Origin of the sequence: Streptomyces sp. NPDC096048 (assembly GCF_044763415.1) — a bacterium.
GTDB lineage: Bacteria > Actinomycetota > Actinomycetes > Streptomycetales > Streptomycetaceae > Streptomyces.
This window is the reverse complement of the sequence record NZ_JBIWGG010000001.1, coordinates 323505-340041: the sequence shown is the minus strand read 5'-3', so window position 1 is coordinate 340041 and position 16537 is coordinate 323505. Positions and strand designations below refer to the sequence as shown.

13 protein-coding genes are annotated in these 16537 nt (G+C 72.3%); 8 read left to right on the top strand and 5 right to left on the bottom strand.

Annotated features, from left to right (window positions below):
• Positions 1-12 precede the first annotated feature (12 nt).
• Positions 13-1635, top strand: coding sequence for a DUF5691 domain-containing protein (locus tag ACIQ6R_RS01715; RefSeq protein WP_404218036.1), 1623 nt, complete (start codon positions 13-15; stop codon positions 1633-1635).
• A gap of 279 nt (positions 1636-1914) precedes the next feature.
• Here the strand turns inward: ACIQ6R_RS01715 and ACIQ6R_RS01710 are convergent, their stop codons facing one another.
• Entirely contained in the window at positions 1915-2331 is a 417-nt protein-coding gene (locus tag ACIQ6R_RS01710) for a cobalamin B12-binding domain-containing protein (RefSeq protein WP_055418278.1), read from the bottom strand.
• A 465-nt stretch (positions 2332-2796) separates the two neighbouring features.
• On the opposite strand from ACIQ6R_RS01710, the gene ACIQ6R_RS01705 reads away from it, so the two are divergent.
• Together ACIQ6R_RS01705 and ACIQ6R_RS01700 are read left to right on the top strand one after the other, a co-directional pair.
• Positions 2797-3762 carry an esterase/lipase family protein gene (locus ACIQ6R_RS01705; RefSeq protein ID WP_404218034.1) on the top strand — a complete coding sequence of 322 codons (966 nt, stop codon included), beginning with the start codon at positions 2797-2799 and terminating at the stop codon, positions 3760-3762.
• A 229-nt stretch (positions 3763-3991) separates the two neighbouring features.
• Positions 3992-5638 (top strand): M23 family metallopeptidase, encoded by a 1647-nt coding sequence (locus ACIQ6R_RS01700; RefSeq protein ID WP_404218032.1) that lies wholly within the window; start codon positions 3992-3994, stop codon positions 5636-5638.
• 78 nt (positions 5639-5716) lie between these two features.
• Here the strand turns inward: ACIQ6R_RS01700 and pcrA are convergent, their stop codons facing one another.
• Complete coding sequence (pcrA, locus tag ACIQ6R_RS01695) at positions 5717-8197, bottom strand: DNA helicase PcrA (protein ID WP_404169207.1); 2481 nt, start codon at positions 8195-8197, stop codon at positions 5717-5719.
• Between the two features lie 466 nt (positions 8198-8663).
• Between pcrA and ACIQ6R_RS01690 the strand changes: the two genes are divergently transcribed.
• Positions 8664-9854: an NlpC/P60 family protein gene (locus ACIQ6R_RS01690; protein ID WP_404218030.1), complete on the top strand. Its 1191-nt coding sequence runs from the start codon at positions 8664-8666 to the stop codon at positions 9852-9854.
• Between the two features lie 27 nt (positions 9855-9881).
• On the top strand, positions 9882-10904 hold the full coding sequence (locus tag ACIQ6R_RS01685) for a tellurite resistance/C4-dicarboxylate transporter family protein (RefSeq protein WP_404218028.1): 1023 nt from the start codon (positions 9882-9884) through the stop codon (positions 10902-10904).
• Here ACIQ6R_RS01685 and ACIQ6R_RS01680 read toward each other — a convergent pair.
• Positions 10882-11235 carry a hypothetical protein gene (locus ACIQ6R_RS01680; RefSeq protein WP_310871671.1) on the bottom strand — a complete coding sequence of 118 codons (354 nt, stop codon included), beginning with the start codon at positions 11233-11235 and terminating at the stop codon, positions 10882-10884. The two genes, ACIQ6R_RS01685 and ACIQ6R_RS01680, sit on opposite strands and share 23 nt — an antisense overlap.
• Before the next feature lie 323 nt (positions 11236-11558).
• Here ACIQ6R_RS01680 and ACIQ6R_RS01675 point away from each other — a divergent pair, with 323 nt between their 5' ends.
• Positions 11559-12617: an NlpC/P60 family protein gene (locus ACIQ6R_RS01675; RefSeq protein ID WP_404218026.1), complete on the top strand. Its 1059-nt coding sequence runs from the start codon at positions 11559-11561 to the stop codon at positions 12615-12617.
• A 32-nt stretch (positions 12618-12649) separates the two neighbouring features.
• Here ACIQ6R_RS01675 and ACIQ6R_RS01670 read toward each other — a convergent pair whose 3' ends face one another.
• Positions 12650-13396, bottom strand: coding sequence for a LuxR C-terminal-related transcriptional regulator (locus ACIQ6R_RS01670; protein ID WP_404169192.1), 747 nt, complete (start codon positions 13394-13396; stop codon positions 12650-12652).
• The gene (locus ACIQ6R_RS01665) at positions 13393-14685 is read right to left on the bottom strand and encodes a PspC domain-containing protein (protein WP_404169190.1); all 1293 of its coding nucleotides are present in this window, start codon (positions 14683-14685) and stop codon (positions 13393-13395) included. Before ACIQ6R_RS01665 ends, ACIQ6R_RS01670 begins: the two co-directional genes overlap by 4 nt.
• 180 nt (positions 14686-14865) lie before the next feature.
• On the opposite strand from ACIQ6R_RS01665, the gene ACIQ6R_RS01660 reads away from it, so the two are divergent.
• Both ACIQ6R_RS01660 and ACIQ6R_RS01655 read left to right on the top strand, forming a co-directional pair.
• Positions 14866-16296, top strand: coding sequence for a PspC domain-containing protein (locus ACIQ6R_RS01660; protein ID WP_404218024.1), 1431 nt, complete (start codon positions 14866-14868; stop codon positions 16294-16296).
• Positions 16283-16528 (top strand): hypothetical protein, encoded by a 246-nt coding sequence (locus ACIQ6R_RS01655; protein WP_404218022.1) that lies wholly within the window; start codon positions 16283-16285, stop codon positions 16526-16528. The genes ACIQ6R_RS01660 and ACIQ6R_RS01655 overlap by 14 nt, the downstream gene beginning before the upstream one ends.
• The last annotated feature ends 9 nt before the right edge of the window (positions 16529-16537 follow it).

Here is a 16537-nt window from a genome sequence, read left to right as displayed (position 1 = left end):
GAAGGGAACCGCATGACCAGGACGCCCGCTCCCGCGGACGCGCCCGTGCCGGGCGTCTGGGAGGAACTCGTCACCTCGGCGCTGCTCGGCACGGACCGGCGCACTCCCCCGGGCTGCGAGCCCGGCCCGCGCGCAGCGGCGGCGCTGCTGGACGCGGCGGCGGCGGAGACCGTTCGCCGGCGCGCCGGACTGTGCCCGGCCCGCGCGGCCCGGCGCCCGGAACCGGCTCCGGAGGATCCCCGCCCGCCGTTGCCGGCCGCGGCCGCCCGCCGGCTCACGATGCTGCTCACCGATCGCCCCGGGACGGCGGGCGGCGGCCGCAGAGGCACCGCGCCCGACCTGATGGAGCTGCTGCCCCAGTGGCTGGCGACGGCGAACGCCCGCGGTTACGCGGCACCGCCCCCTGCTGTCCCGGCCCTGCTGGACGCGGCCCGAGGGCGTACGGACCTGCGTCCGGCGGCGCTGACGTTCGCGGGGCCCCGCGCCCTGTGGCTGGCCCGGCTGAATCCGGACTGGCGGTTCGCGCTGCGCGCGACGCCGGGCGGAGGCACCGCACTGCCCGGCCCCGAGGCCACGGAGCGGGTGCGTGGGCTCTGGGAGGAGGGCCTGTTCGCCGAGCGGGTCGCCCTGCTGGCGTCCCTGCGCGCCCGCGATCCCGCCGCCGCGCGCGAGCTGCTGGCCTCGACCTGGGCCACCGAGCGGGCCGAGGACCGGCTGATGTTCCTCGACTCGCTGCGGACGGGGCTGGAACCGGCGGACGAGCCGTTCCTGGAGCAGGCCCTGACCGACCGCAGCCGCAACGTACGGGCGACGGCCGCCGAGTTGCTGTCGGCGCTGCCGGATTCGGCGCTCGCCGCGCGGATGGCGGCGCGGGCCGTGACGTGCGTGTCCCTCGACCGCGCGCTGCACCCACCGGCGATCGCCGTCGAGGCGCCCCACGAGTGCGACGCGGGAATGGAACGTGACGGCGTCGTGGCCAAGCCGCCCTCGGGGCGGGGGGAACGGTCGTGGTGGTTCGGCCAGTTGGTGGAGGCGGCCCCGCTCGGGACCTGGTCGGCACGGTTCGGTGGACGTACCCCCGAGGAGATCGCCGCCCTGCCGGTGACCGACGGCTGGCGGAGCGACCTGCACGCCGCCTGGTGCCGGGCCGCGGTACGGCAGCGGAACGGCGCGTGGGCGAGAGCCCTGCTGGGGGCGCCCACGGCACCCGAGGCAGGGGGCCCGGGCGCGGTCTCCCTGGCCGAGCGGGCCAAACTGCTCGGCACCCTCGACGCCGGGGAACGGGCCGAGTGGGTCGCCGGGTTCATAGCGACGCACGGTCTGTCCGAAGCGTTCCAGCTGCTCGGGATGTGCGGGGTGCCATGGGCCCCGCCGCTCGGACGGGCCGTGGTCGACGCCCTCAACATCGCCCGTGACGCCGGAAGCTACCCGTGGAGCTTCAGCGGAGTCATGGGGCTGGCCGAGCGCTGCCTCGCCCCCTCGGAGGCGGGCCGCCTCGACGGCCTGCTGGCGATACCGGACGAACCGGAGGACGCGTCGCCGGGCGCCGGAGGGTATTGGGCGGAGGCTTTCCAACGGCTCGTGAGCACGTTGCGGCTGCGTGCCGCTATGGCCGAGGAATTGGAGCCGGAGTAGGAGGTGCGCGGCGTGGGGGCGAGACCGGACCGCACCGCCATCCGGCACCCCGGGGTGACGCCCGCGGCCCAGCACCGCACGTGGACTGCCGGCACCGCAGGTGTGCTGCGGGCACCGCACGTGCACTGCGGGCACCGCACCTGCACTGTCGCACCGCGCATGTGCTGCGGGCACCGCACGTGGGCTGCCGGCCCCGCGGCCTGACGGCACCGCGCGAAGGCTGCCGACTCTCGGCACCGGCCGACGCGCGCGCGGCCCGCGCCGGCGGAGACCGGGTGGCTACGCCTCCGCGGGCTCCCGCACGTTCGCCCGTACCCAGTCCACGATCGACGCCGTCGTCGCGCCGGGCGTGAAGATCTCGGCGACGCCCTTCTCCTTCAGCGGGGCGATGTCCGCCTCGGGGATGATCCCGCCGCCGAAGACCAGGATGTCCGCCGCGTCCCGCTCCCTGAGCAGCTCGATCACGGCGGCGAAGAGCGTGTTGTGCGCACCGGAGAGGATGGACAGCCCGATCGCGTCGGCGTCCTCCTGGATCGCGGTGTCCACGATCTGCTCGGGGGTCTGGTGGAGCCCGGTGTAGATGACCTCCATACCGGCGTCGCGCAGTGCCCGCGCGATCACCTTGGCCCCGCGATCGTGGCCGTCGAGCCCCGGCTTGGCCACCACCACGCGGATCGGACCGGCTGCCACACCCATCACTGCCTCCATGAAGCGACTACATCCATCCGTACCGACAAGTACCGCACACTTCGCCGACGCCGTACACAGCAGCACGGGCACAGACGCCCCGCACCACATCGTCCGGGGAAGTGAACGAACGTTATCGCCAGCATCCCGCAACCGGCAGTTTCACGGTGGATACAGAGGGGGAAATCACACGGTGGGACACGTTCGCCGCGAGCAGTTACGGGGCGCGGCGGCAACACGCGCACGGAGAGCCGCAGCGAGGGCAGGACAGGGCGGCAGCGGGGCCTCGTCCGCCGTATCACCGACACCACAGGGCACACGGGCCACACAGGGCTCACAGAGCGCTGACGCGCCGATTCGGCACACCCGTACGGGCAAACCTCGCAAACATCGCCAATCACTGGTGTCACGACTCTCCACGAGGGCACACGGGGGACAGAGGCGTCCCTGCGCGTGCCGACAGGAGGTCGGCCCATGAAGGTCACCACGGCAGCACTGCCCCTTCTCCCGCTCTGCCAGCGTCTACTGCCAGGGCTACCGGGACTGCCAGGACTGCCGGGGATACCGGGACTGCCGGGAATACCGGAGCTGACGGCCCTCCCGGGCCGGCTGACCGGGCTTTCCCTGACCCTCCTGAAGGCAAGCGCCCTGGAGGTCGCGATCCTCGCCGGGCACCTTCTCCTCTACCCCTCGGGGATCACCCAGGAGCGCCGCCCGGTGTGCAGCCTTCCCAAGGCGGAGCCCCAGGACCCGCAGCCCTCTCCGCCCCCGCCCCGCCTCCCGGCCCGCACCAGCCCCCCGGTCGTCCTGCTGCACGGCTTCATCGACAACCGCTCGGTCTTCCTCCTCCTGCGCCGGAGCCTGGCCCAGCACGGCAGACACCAGATCGAGTCACTGAACTACTCGCCGCTGACCTGCGACATCCGCACCGCCGCCGAGTTGCTCGGCCGGCACGTGGAAGAGATCTGTGAGCGGACGGGCAGCGAGCGGGTCGACATCGTGGGACACAGCCTCGGCGGGCTGATCGCGCGGTACTACGTGCAGCGACTCGCCGGAGACCTCCGCGTCCGGACACTCGTGACGCTCGGTACCCCGCACGCCGGCACCCGGGTGGTCCCGCTGGCGAACGCACACCCGATCGTGCGCCAGATGCGCCCCGGCTCGGCGGTACTCGAGGAGCTGACCCGCCCCTCGCCCGGCTGCCGTACGCAGTTCGTCAGCTTCTGGAGCGACCTGGACCGCGTGATGGACCCGCTGGAGACGGCCTGCCTCGACCACCCCGACCTGACCGTGCAGAACGTACGGGTGAGCGGCATCGGCCACCTCGCCCTGCCCGTGCACCCCGCCGTGGCCACCGGGATCCGCCAGGCGCTCGACACCGACGCGCCGGAGGCGGGCCCGGAGACCGGCAAGCGGGACGGCGGCCTGACGGTCGCCTGAGGCCCCGAAGACGGCGCGAAGACCGCGGAACTTGCCCGCCACAACCCGTTCAGCTTCGAACAAACGTCGAACACAAAGCCAAGCTCGTGCCCGCCGTCCCCCAAAACAAGGCCGATTGCCCGTTTCCTTCGCGCGTGAAACCTGACGAAGATTGTCGTGCCCGTATACCGCCGGGTACAGTCGCCGCACTGCTCTGGCAGCCCCTGTTGTCGAGGCGAAAGAGAAGTTGGTGAACGACCGTCACCCGTCGGGGACCATGACCACCCCGGCCTCGGCTTCCGACGCCGATCCGGCGCAGTACGCGTCGTACGGCACAGGGGAGGCCCAGTACGGCGACCTCACCACGTACGGCGGCTACGACACCACCGGTTTTTCCACCGGCGCCGCCGCCACGGCGACCTTCGACGCCGACCCTCTCTTCGGCTGCCTCCCGGGACAGGACACCGGCGGCTACGACGCCACGGGTTCCTACGACACCACGGGTTCCTACGACACCACCCAGTGGTCCACCGGCAGCGGACAGGCCCTGAACCACGACGCGTACGCGGCCCAGCACCACGCCGCCTACGACACCGGCGCCTACGACACGACCACGTGGACGGCGGACGCCCAGCAGCCCGCATCGGTGCCACCGCAGGCCACGTGCGTCGAGGCCACCGGGCAATGGGACACCGGCGCCTGGGCCCAGCCGGACCAGTCGGGCGATCCGGCCGACCCGACCCAGCAGTGGGACTGGGGCACGCAGACCTTCGAAACCGGCACCTTCACGACCGGTACTTTCACGACCGGCACCTTCCCGGCCGACGCCTTCGCGACCGACGCCGTCGAAGGCGGTGCCTACGGGACCGGTACCTTCGCGACCGGCACGTTCGACACCGGCGCCTACGACGCCACGCAGTGGAACTCGGACGGCACCACGGCGCAGGCACCGGAGGCGCCACAGGCACCGGAGAACACCGCGCCGGACGCCCCGCACGCCGCCGATGAACCCGGCCCGCACGACGACGGGTTGGCCGCCACCGGCGAACTCCCCACCGTGGGCGTTCTCCTGGAAGGGCAGGAAGAGGCCGCCCCAGCCGCCCGCATCCCGGCCGCACGCGCCGCTTCCCACGGCGGGTCGCGTTCCCGCCGCCGCCAGCCCGCCAAGCGCTCGGCACTGATGACCATCGCCGTACCGTCGGCCTGCGTGATGAGCGTCGCCGGCATCGCCGCCGCCTCCGTCGGTGGCCTGACCGGTGACGACGGCACGGACACCACGGCCTCCGCGGCGGACGCGGGCGGCGGCGCGGAAGCCGCGCCGGTGCAGCCGTCCACCGCCAACAACAAGCTGGACACCCAGCTCACGAGCCTCGCCGCCGGAGCCGACGACTTCGCCGACCGGGCCAGCCGCACGCAGGAACGCATCGACCTCAAGGCCCAGCAGGCCGCCGAGAAGAGGCGGGCGGCGGAGGAGGCGGCCCGCAAGGAGCGGCTGCGCCCCAAGTTCGCGCTCCCGGTCGCCCAGCACGGCCTCAGCGCGTACTACGGCCAGGCCGGCATCAACTGGATGTCCGTCCACAGCGGCATCGACTTCCCCGTGTCGTACGGCACGACGGTGATGGCCGCGACCGACGGCACGGTCCGCACGCAGTACAACAGCGCGTACGGGAACATGATGATCGTGACCGCGAAGGACGGCACGGAGACGTGGTACTGCCACCTCTCCAGCTACCAGGTCCCCTCCGGTACGACGGTGAAGGCCGGCGACGCGATCGCGTTCTCCGGCAACTCGGGCAACTCGACCGGCCCGCACCTGCACTTCGAGGTCCGCCCCTCGGGCGGCTCGGCGATCGACCCGCTCTCGTGGCTGCGCAGCCACGGCCTCAACCCGTCGTGACGCCGTAACGTCTCAGCAGGACCCGGGCGACGTACGGGCCGCTCAAGCCGCCCGCACGCGCCCGCGAGTCACGCACCCTCAGAGCTTCTCCACCGGCGCGTACCGCAGCAGCAGCCGCTTCGGCTTGGTGTCCCCGAAATCGATCGTCGCCTCGGCGTTCGAACCGGTGCCCTTGACCCCGACCACCGTCCCGAGCCCGAACTGGTCGTGCGTGACGCGGTCACCGACCGACAGCGCGACCGTCGGCTGCTCGGCGGACCGGCGCGTGGCGAAGCCGGACGCGCCCGACGCCGAGGAACGGGAACGGGACGACGACAGTGAGGCCGCCACGCCCGAGACCGGTGCGGAAGGCGCGGGTCCGTTCGCGCCGGTCCGCTTCCACTCCAGGTGCGGAGCCGGGATCTCCTCCAGGAAGCGCGAGGGCGGGTTGTACGACGGCTGCCCCCAGGCGCTGCGCAGCGTCGACCGGGTCAGGTACAGCCGCTCACGGGCGCGCGTGATGCCGACGTACGCGAGGCGCCGCTCCTCCTCCAGCTCCTTGGCCTGGCCGAGGGCGCGCATGTGCGGGAAGACGCCGTCCTCCATGCCGGTAAGGAAGACGACCGGGAACTCCAGACCCTTGGCGGTGTGCAGGGTCATCAGGGTGACGACGCCGTCGCCGTCCTCCTCGTCCGGGATCTGGTCGGAGTCGGCGACCAGCGCGACCTTCTCCAGGAAGTCGGCCAGCGTCCCGGCCTCCTCGCTCTCGGCCCGCTCCTGCTCGAACTCCAGGGCGACCGCCGCGAGTTCCTGGAGGTTCTCGATGCGGGTCTCGTCCTGCGGGTCGGTGGAGGCCTGCAGCTCGGCGAGGTACCCGGTGCGTTCGAGGATCGCCTCCAGGACGGTCGCCGGTCCGGCGCCGGACTCGACGATCGTCCGGAGGTCCTCCATGAGGGTGTTGAACCGCTTGACGGCGTTGGCGGAGCGCGCGGCCATGCCGTACGCCTCGTCGACCCGCTTGAGGGCCTGCGGGAAGCTGATCTTCTCGCGCTGGGAGAGCGCGTCGATCATGGCCTCGGCGCGGTCGCCGATGCCGCGCTTGGGGACGTTGAGGATGCGGCGCAGCGGCACCGAATCCTCGGGGTTGGCCAGCACCCGCAGGTAGGCCAGGACGTCCCGGACCTCCTTGCGCTCGTAGAAGCGGACGCCGCCGACGACCTTGTAGGGCAGGCCGACGCGGATGAAGACCTCTTCGAAGACACGGGACTGCGCGTTGGTGCGGTAGAAGACGGCGACGTCGCCGGCCTTCGCCTCGCCCGCGTCGGTGAGGCGGTCTATCTCGTCGGCGACGAACTGCGCCTCGTCGTGCTCGGTGTCGGCGACGTACCCGGTGATCTGCGAGCCGGCGCCCTGGTTGGTCCACAGGTTCTTGGGGCGGCGGGACTCGTTGCGCTCGATGACCGCGTTGGCGGCGGTGAGGATCGTCTGGGTGGAGCGGTAGTTCTGCTCCAGGAGGATCGTCGTCGCGTCCGGGTAGTCCTCCTCGAACTGGAGGATGTTGCGGATGGTGGCGCCGCGGAAAGCGTAGATCGACTGGTCGGCGTCGCCCACCACGCACAGCTCGGCGGGCGGGACCTCGGCCTCGGGCGGCACGTCGACGGGGTGCTCGGTGGTGCCGACCAGCTCCCGGACCAGGGAGTACTGGGCGTGGTTGGTGTCCTGGTACTCGTCTACCAGGACGTGCCGGAAGCGGCGGCGGTAGTGCTCGGCGACGTCCGGGAAGGCGCGGAGCAGGTTGACCGTCGTCATGATCAGGTCGTCGAAGTCGAGGGCGTTGGCCTCGCGCAGTCGCGACTGGTAGAGGGCGTACGCCTGCGCGACGGTCTTCTCGAAACCGTCGGCCGCCTGGGCGGCGAAGTCCTCCTCGTCGATCAGCTCGTTCTTCAGGTTGCTGATCTTGGCACTGAAGGACTTGGGCGGGAAGCGCTTGGGGTCCAGGTCCAGGTCGCGGCAGACCAGCGCCATGAGCCGCTTGGAGTCGGCCGCGTCGTAGATCGAGAAGGACGACGTGAATCCGAGCTTCTTCGACTCGCGGCGCAGGATGCGGACGCACGCGCTGTGGAAGGTCATCACCCACATCGCGTTCGCGCGCGGGCCGACGAGCTGCTCGACGCGCTCCTTCATCTCGCCCGCGGCCTTGTTGGTGAAGGTGATCGCGAGGATCTGGCCGGGATGGACGCTCCGCTCGGCCAGCAGGTGGGCGATGCGGTGGGTGAGCACGCGGGTCTTGCCCGAGCCGGCACCGGCCACGATCAGCAGCGGGGAGCCGGAGTGGACGACGGCGGCGCGCTGGTTCTCGTTCAGCCCCTCCAGGAGCGCGGCCGCGTCCAGGGCGGGGCGCGGGGCGCCGTCCCGATAGTGGGTGTCCCGGTCCGGCGGCGCGTCGAACTTCCCGGCGAACAGATCGTGCGGGACCGGCTCCGGTCCGTGATCGTCCTCGGGCGGCGGCGGAGGTCCCTCCTCGTGACCCCGGGGGGTCTGGAGGCTCGCCAGGAAGCTGTCGTCAAAGAGGCTGCTCATCGCTCTCCGAGTCTAGGGCGCCCCACCGACAACCCGGTGCCACCCCGAGAAATCGCCGGTATCCGGCCACCGGGCACGCCCTGCGACAGAGCGCGCGACGAAGAGTGACCGAAGCGGGGCCGCACGCCGAAGGTCACGAAAATGTATCGGGCATATCACCCACCAACCTTCACAGCCGCCACACGAGTTGGCTACGGTGCGGGCAGGCCGCACGACCCCCTCCGGCGAACGTCGCCGGGCCGCGCGGCCCCCGCCGAGTCCGGCGTGCCCGCACGGCGCCCGGAGCCGGGGACCCGACCGAGAACCCTGGGGTGAATCGGCCTCACCGCGCCCTCCACGGGGGCGGATCCGCCGTAGGGCAACCCTTCCGCGTCACACCCGCCCGAACCCTCCCCCAGGGCCCGAAAGGCCTGGGGGTACCCCCACCGCCAACCCGGTAGGCGGAGCTTTGGAAGGAGTCGCCTCCTTGGCGTCGCACCGCAAGTCGCGTCCCACGGGCACGCGCGTCGCAGGCGTACGGACCCCCGCCCTCGCCACGGCGGCCCTCACCTCCGTCGCCCTGCTGTCCCAGACGGCCACCGCCGCACCGTCGGACGACGACAGGCCGAGCCTCGAAGAGGTCGAGAAGAAGGTCGACGACCTGTACCGCCAGGCGGGGTCGGCGACGGAGAAGTACAACGCGGCCAGGGAGAAGACCTCCAAGCAGCGCAAGCGCGTCGACACCCTCCTCGACGACGTCGCCAAGCGCACCCAGAAGCTCAACGAGGCGCGCGAGGAGCTGGGTTCCTTCGCCTCCGCCCAGTACCGCACGGGCTCCACGGTCCCGGAGACCGCGACCTTCCTGCTCGCGGACTCGCCGCAGGACTACGTCGACCGGACCCACCTGATGGACCGGCTCACCGGCCGCCAGAAGGACGCGGTCGACGACTACGTCACGCAGCAGTCCGACACGATGGAGAAGCGCCGGGAGGCGACCGAGAGCCTCCAGACGCTCACCGAGTCGCAGAGCGACCTCAAGACGGCCAAGGCCACCGTCCAGAAGAAGCTCGCCACCGCGCGTGAGCTGCTCTCCGAGCTGACCGCCGAGGAGAAGGCCAGGCTCGCGGCGATCGAGAGGAAGAAGCAGGAGGAGGCCGACCGCAGGGCGGCGGAACTCGCGAAGCGGCAGGCCGAGGAGCGCAAGCGGCAGGAGCAGGCCGACCGGCAGGAGAGCGGCGCCTCCTCGGGCTCCTCCGGATCAACCGGCTCCGGCGGCACCGGTACGGAAACCGGGCCCTCCACGCCGGACCCCTCCTACGGCACCAAGGCCGAGAAGGCGCTCGCCTTCACCCGCGCCCAGATCGGCAAGCCGTACGTCTGGGGTGCCACCGGCCCCGACTCCTACGACTGCTCGGGCCTGACCCAGGCCGCCTGGAAGGACGCGGGGGTGACCCTGCCGCGCACCACCTACGACCAGGTCGACGCAGGCACGACCGTCCCGGTCTCCCAGGCACAACCCGGCGACCTGGTCTTCTTCTACGACGACCTCGGCCACGTCGGCCTCTACATCGGCAACGGCATGATGATCCACGCGCCGAAGCCGGGCGCGTACGTCCGTGAGGAGTCGATCTTCTACGACGGCGAGTCGTCGATCCACAGCGTGGTGCGCCCCGCCTGAGCCGCGCCGGTCCTTAGCATCGGGCGCATGTCATCCGGCACCTCCCCCACCTCCCCCTCCCCCCTGCGCGCCTGGTGGGCGCAGCGTCCGCCGGCGGCCGGGGCGGCGGTCATGGCGACCGGCATCCTGTCGGTCGCCCTGCACCTGACGGGCCACGAGATCCTGTCCCGGATCGCCCTGGTCCTGGCCTGCGCCGCCTGGCTGACGCTGGCGGCGAACTTCGTCTACCTGCTGCTGGTCGAACGCGCACGGTGGATGACGCGGGCGGAGACGCCGGGCGCGCTCACCGCCGTCGCCGCGACGACCGTGCTCGGCACCCGCATCTCCCTGTTCGGCTGGTCGCCCCTGGCGGCCGCGCTGCTGGCGCTGGCGGCACTGCTGTGGCCGGGGCTGCTCTACCTGGTCGTCACGCACTGGGGGCGCCGGATGCCCGGGGCGGTGTTCCTGGGCTGTGTGGCCACGGAGGGGCTGGCCGTGCTGGGCGCCACGCTGGCCGCCGCCACCTCGACGGCCTGGCTCGCGCACGCGTCCCTGGTGCCGTTCTGGCTGGGGATCGTGCTCTACCTGATCGCGTTGTTCCGCTTCGATCTGCGGCAGGTGGCCCGGGGGTCCGGGGACCACTGGGTGGCGGGCGGCGCGCTCGCCATCTCGGCCCTCGCCGGCGCCAAGCTGCTCGCGGCGGCCGGGACGGGCATGTACCTGTGGAACAACGACGACTACGCCGTCCTGCACGACGTGACCGTCTTCCTGCTCGCCCTCGACCTCGCCTGGTACGCCGTACTGCTCGCCGCCGAGATCGCGTGGCCCCGGATCCACTACGACGTGCGCCGCTGGTCGACCGTCTTCCCCCTCGGCATGACGGCGGCGGCGACGCTGTCCGTCGCCGCCGTCCTCGACGTCCCGTGGCTGGACGCGCCCGGTCAGGCGCTGCTGTGGGCGGCGGTGGCCGCGTGGCTGGCGGTCGCGGCGGGGGCGGTCCTCCAGGCCAGGGCCGGGCTGCGGTCCGCGGGCACGGTCGCCGGGGAGGTCAGGTCCACAGCACCGCGATGAAGATGTTCGCCACGGTCAGCAGGCCCACCAGACCGAACAGTGGCTTCTCCACCTTCTCGTCGTCGCGCTTCACGTAGACCAGGCCGAGGATCACGATCAGCAGGGCGAGCTTCACGCCCATCTTGACGTTGTCGACGGACTGGTCGTCGGCCTGGTTGAGGCCGATCAGGATGACGCCGGTGACCAGCATGGTCAGCGCGCCGTGCAGCATCGCGGGGACGAAGCGGGCGGTGCCCTGGCCCATCGCCTTCATCTGGGTCAGGAAGCCCCCGAGGAGCGACGCGATGCCGATGATGTGCAGACCGACGAAGATGTGGATGAGTACGTCCATGAGGCCGGAGCCTAATCAGGGGTCCTCACCCCCTCGGACACCGGCCCGGCGAGGGCGGCGGCATCCCGGCGCACCTACGCGCCCCATAACACCTCACGTCCCTCATCCGCCCCTGATCCGGCACCTCGGTCATCACCCTGCGTGAAGACGACACCCGTCGGGTGGGCCCCTGATCACATAAGGTCACCGTCCGATCCGGTGCCGCCACTTCCGCGCATCCCGTCACCCGGCCGTTACCGTCGCGCCTAGCGTCCTCCCCCAGGCAACCGGCCACCGGCCACCGGCAACCGGAGTCGAGTCGTACGGAAGGACGTGGAGCGCAGGTGGGAACGCACCGCAGACCGCGACAGCGCGCGACGGGCGGCGGGAGGGCCCGTACGGCGGCAACGATCACCCTGGCGGGCGCGGCGACGGCGACCGGGCTGGGCGCGGGCACCGGGCACGCCGCTCCGAAACCGACACCCGCGCAGGTCGAGGCCAAGGTGGACAAGCTCTACCAGGAGGCGGAGGCCGCCACCGAGAAGTACAACGGCGCGAAGGAGAAGGCCGACGCCGCCGAGCGGCGCCTGGAGGAACTGCGGGACGAGGTGGCCCGCAAGACGGACCGGCTCAACTCCACCCGGGAGCGACTGGGGTCGGTCGCGACGGCCCAGTACCGCAGCGGCGGCCTCGACCCGGCCCTGCAACTCGCGCTCTCCGCCGACCCCGACCGGTATCTCGACGGCGCCGCCTTCATCGAGCGGGCGGGCAGCCGGCAGACGGCCGCCGTGGGCCGGGCACGCAAGGAGCTACGGGACATCGAGCGGTTGCGCGGAGCCGCCCGCGTCGAGGTCACCTCGCTCACGTCACGCCGGGCCGAGCTGAAACGTCACCGCGAGACCATCACCGGCAAACTGGACACGGCCCGCCGCCTGCTGTCCCGGCTGACCGCCGAGGAGCGCGCCCGCCTCGGCCACGGCACGGGCGACCGCGCCTCGCGCTCGTCGGCGGGGTCCCGGGACGCCCTGCCCGCCCCTTCCGCCCAGGCCACCGACTCCCGCGCCGCGGCGGCCGTCGCCTACGCCCGGCAGAAGCTCGGCAGCCCCTACGTGTGGGGGGCGACCGGCCCCGACTCCTTCGACTGCTCGGGCCTCGTCCAGGCCGCCTACCGCGCCGCCGGTGTCTCCCTCCCTCGCACGACCTACGCCCAGATCGACGCGGGCCGCCGCGTCTCACGGTCCGAACTGCGTCCCGGGGACCTGGTGTTCTTCTACTCGGGTATCAGTCACGTCGGCATCTACATCGGCAACGGCCGGATGATCCACGCCCCGAACCCGTCGGCCCCGGTCCGCGTGGCCCCGATCGACGAGATGCCGTTCGCGGGGGCCGCGCGGGTGGTGTAGCGGCCGGTACGGGTGCACCCGCGTCCGCCCGGTCACACCAGCCGTCGGGCCGTGGCCCAGCGCGTCAGCTCGTGCCGGTTGGACAGCTGGAGCTTGCGGAGCACCGCCGAGACGTGGGACTCGACCGTCTTCACCGAGATGTACAGCTGCTTGGCGATCTCCTTGTACGCGTAGCCGCGGGCGATCAGCCGCAGCACCTCGCGCTCGCGCTGGGTGAGGCGGTCGAGGTCCTCGTCGACCGGCGGGGCGTCGGTGGAGGCGAAGGCGTCGAGGACGAAGCCGGCCAGACGCGGGGAGAAGACGGCGTCGCCCTCCTGGACGCGGAAGACGGAGTTGACCAGGTCGGTGCCGGTGATCGTCTTGGTCACGTAGCCCCGGGCGCCGCCGCGGATCACGCCGATCACGTCCTCGGCCGCGTCCGAGACGGACAGGGCGAGGAAGCGGACGGGCCGATCGGCGTCGCTCATCAGAGGGGCGCAGCGGCGCAGGACTTCGACACCGCCGCCGCCCGGGAGGTGCACGTCGAGCAGGACCACCTCCGGCCGGGTCGCGGTGATGACCGTGACGGCCTGGTCGACGTCGGCGGCCTCGCCGACGACCTCGACCCCGGTCTGCGCGGTCTGGCCGATCTCGGCCTGGACGCCGGTTCGGAACATGCGGTGGTCGTCGACGAGCACCACGCGCACGTGACGCTCCCCCGCGCCGCCGTTCGCCGGCTGTGCGGGCTCGGCCGCCTCGCCCGCTCCCGCCGTTCCGTTCGCCTCGGTCGGGTCGCTCATGACGTGTTCTCCGCCCTCTCCATCTCCAGCTCGACCTCCGTGCCGCCGTCCGGCACCGCGCGCAGCCGCGCCGTGCCGCCGTTGCGCTCCATGCGGCCGATGATCGATTCTCTGACGCCCATGCGGTCGGCGGGTATCGAGTCGAGGTCGAAGCCGGGCCCGCGGTCCCGGACGGACACGAAGACCGTCCTGCCCTCGACTTCGGCGAAGACCTGTACGGCGCCGCCCTCGCCACCGTACTTGGCGGCGTTCACCATCGCCTCGCGTCCGGCCTGCATCTGTGCGCTGATTCTCTCGTCGAGCGGGCAGTCGCCGACGACCACGACCTCGATGGGCACGCCGTGCTTGTCCTCGACCTCGGCGGCATTGCGCTTCACGGCCTCGGCGAGGGTGGTGGGTTCGTCGTCCTCGTCCTTGCCGTTGCCCTCCGGCTTGTAGAGCCAGGCGCGCAGGTCGCGCTCCTGGGCGCGGGCCAGGCGGCGCACCTCGCCCGGGTTCTCCGCGTTGCGCTGGATCAGGGTCAGGGTGTGCAGCACCGAGTCGTGGACGTGGGCGGCGACCTCGGCACGCTCCTGGGCCCGGATGCGCATCAGCCGCTCCTCGGAGAGGTCCTGCGTCATACGCACCAGGTAGGGGCCGGCCAGGAGCGTGATACCGACGAGGACGGCGAGGGCCGCCTGGAGAACGGAGCCGAGGTGGGCGGCGGACCCCTGGAGGACGAAGATGCCGGTGACACCGGCCGTCACCAGCAGGACGCCGGCCACGGAGCGCAGCAGGGTGACGGTGCGCCGGTGGCGTCCGACCTCGGCCCAGCGGGCCCGGCGGGCGTTGTCCGCCTGGCGCCAGACGAGGGCCACGCCGGCGCCCACGAGCACGGTCGGCCAGAGGTAGGCCTTGGCTCCGCCGCCGAGGTCGACGTTGCCCACGAAGACCAGGGCCACGACGACCATGAGGAGCAGGGCGACGATCTGGCCCTTGTCGGGCTTGCGGGCGACGAGTCTGCGGCGGCCGTCCGGCGAGGTCTCGGAGGTGACGAGGGACGGCGGCCGCTGGGCGTCGACCCCGCCGACGCCCAGCGGTACGAAGAACCAGAAGGCCGCGTACAGCAGGGCGCCCAGGCCGTCGGCCATGAACAGGCCGACGAAGGCGAACCGTACCCAGATGACGGGCAGCCCGAGGTGTCCGGCGAGCCCCCGCGCCACGCCACCGAGCCAGCGTCCGTCGCTGCTGCGGTAGAGCTTGCGCGGCGGCCGCGGTTCGACGACTGGCGCTGCTGCGGCTTCCGGCATGACACAGATGGTCACACGGCCGCGGGAGCCGAGGCATCAGGGTCGGTCCCCGAGACTCCCCTGATCTTCGGTCCCGGCGATCCTCGAACTCTCCCCCGGCGTCGTGTCAGGGCCGATATCAGGGTCGGACCAGGGTCGAACCGGCTGCCGTCACGGAGCCGCGCCCGTCACCATGGACTCATGACAGATCACGAGCACGCCGCGACGGGTCCGGGACCCGGCTCCGGCCCGCGCCCTCGCCCGGGCGCCGGGCCGCGGGGCGCCGCGCCCGCCGCGGATGCCGAGGATGCCGCGGGCGGTGCCGCAGCCGACGCGGGCGCCCCCGCCGGCACCGATGTCCCCGGGCCGCCCCACAGGTTGCGGCGCGACCGGCGGCACCAGACGCTCGCCGGGGTGTGCGCGGGCCTCGGGCGGCAGTGCGACATGGATCCGGTGATCTACCGGATCACCCTCGCCGTGCTCTCCGCGACCGGCGGTATCGGCCTCATCTTCTACGGCTTCGCCTGGCTCTTCGTCCCTTACGACGACGAGGACGAGAACGAGGTGCGCAAGCTGCTGACCGGCCGGGTCGACGGCCAGGCGCTGGCGGCCGTGCTGTTCGCCCTGGTCGGCTGCGGGGTCTTCCTGACCATGCTGAACAACGGCGGGGTGCTGACCTTCGCCGTCGTCCTCTCCCTCGTCCTCGCGGGCGCCGGGTACTGGTCCCGGCAGCGGAAGGCTCCGGCCCCCGATCCGCTCTCCGCCCAGGCCGCGGCCGACGCTCCCCCGGAGGCCCAGGCACCCCCGGACATGATCACTTGGCCCTCCTGGTGGCGCGACCCCATAGTCAAGGACGGCACCCACGTCGGCGGGACGGGCTATCTGTGGGGCCCACCGGATTCCGAGGACCGCGACATCGCGGCGGCCGTCGACATCGGCCGGGGCCAGGGCCGTCGCTCCCCCGCGAGCGACCGGCACTCGCGGTCCCCGCAACCGCGCGGTCCCCGCGGGATCGGCGGCTCGGTGTTCCTCCTCGCCATGGTCGCGGCGTTTCTCGGCACCCGGCTGACCTGGGACGAACGCCCGCTCGGCACCAGTCTGCAGACCGGCCTGGCCTGCGCCCTCGCCGTCTTCGGCGTCGGCATCGCGGTCAGCGCCTTCCTGGGGCGCACGGGGGCCGGCTCCGTCTTCCTGGCGATCATGACGGCGGGCCTGCTCGCCGGGTCGGCGGCCATCCCCGCGGACGTCGGCACCGAATGGGTCCGGACCACCTGGGAGCCCACGACGGTGGCCGGCGTACGCGAGCAGTACGACATAGGTACCGGCAGCGGCACCCTCGACCTGTCACGGCTCGATCTGGCCGAAGGACAGACACTGACCACCCGGGCCGACGTGGGCGTGGGCCGCATACGGGTCGTCGTGCCGCAGGACGTGACCGTGCGGCTGAGCGTCGAGGTGGGCGTGGGTGACATCCAGCTGCCCGGCGACGACAAGAAGGACGTGGACGTGGCACCGGGCAAGCACAAGGAGGTCACCCTGGCCCCCACCACGGGCGGCGCGAACTCCGGCACGCTGGACCTCGACCTCCAGGTCGGCGTCGGACAGGCGGAGGTGGCCCGTGCTGCGTCATAGGTTCCAGCCCGGACGGCTGGTCGCCGGCTTGTTCCTGACTCTCGCGGGTGTCATCTACTTCGGCGACGCGGGCGGTGCCTGGGAGACGCCGTGGTTCGTGGTGATCCCGCTCGTCGTGGGCGGCCTCTGCACCGCGGGAGCGGTCGGGGTCCTGGCCCAGGCCGTACACCGACGCCGCGGAGCCCTCCGCGCGGCGAAAGGGGACGCGCCCCGGGCGGACCTCCCCGGCTGACGGGGCTCG

Bases quoted from the DNA above. Each gene is read 5' to 3' on its own strand.
- ACIQ6R_RS01715 (WP_404218036.1), top strand. From the start codon at position 13: ATGACCAGGACGCCCGCTCCCGCGGACGCGCCCGTGCCGGGCGTCTGG.
- ACIQ6R_RS01660 (WP_404218024.1), top strand. From the start codon at position 14,866: ATGACAGATCACGAGCACGCCGCGACGGGTCCGGGACCCGGCTCCGGC.
- ACIQ6R_RS01665 (WP_404169190.1), bottom strand. From the start codon at position 14,685: ATGCCGGAAGCCGCAGCAGCGCCAGTCGTCGAACCGCGGCCGCCGCGC.
- ACIQ6R_RS01710 (WP_055418278.1), bottom strand. From the start codon at position 2,331: ATGGGTGTGGCAGCCGGTCCGATCCGCGTGGTGGTGGCCAAGCCGGGG.
- ACIQ6R_RS01670 (WP_404169192.1), bottom strand. From the start codon at position 13,396: ATGAGCGACCCGACCGAGGCGAACGGAACGGCGGGAGCGGGCGAGGCG.
- ACIQ6R_RS01680 (WP_310871671.1), bottom strand. From the start codon at position 11,235: ATGGACGTACTCATCCACATCTTCGTCGGTCTGCACATCATCGGCATC.
- ACIQ6R_RS01685 (WP_404218028.1), top strand. From the start codon at position 9,882: ATGTCATCCGGCACCTCCCCCACCTCCCCCTCCCCCCTGCGCGCCTGG.
- pcrA (WP_404169207.1), bottom strand. From the start codon at position 8,197: ATGAGCAGCCTCTTTGACGACAGCTTCCTGGCGAGCCTCCAGACCCCC.
- ACIQ6R_RS01705 (WP_404218034.1), top strand. From the start codon at position 2,797: ATGAAGGTCACCACGGCAGCACTGCCCCTTCTCCCGCTCTGCCAGCGT.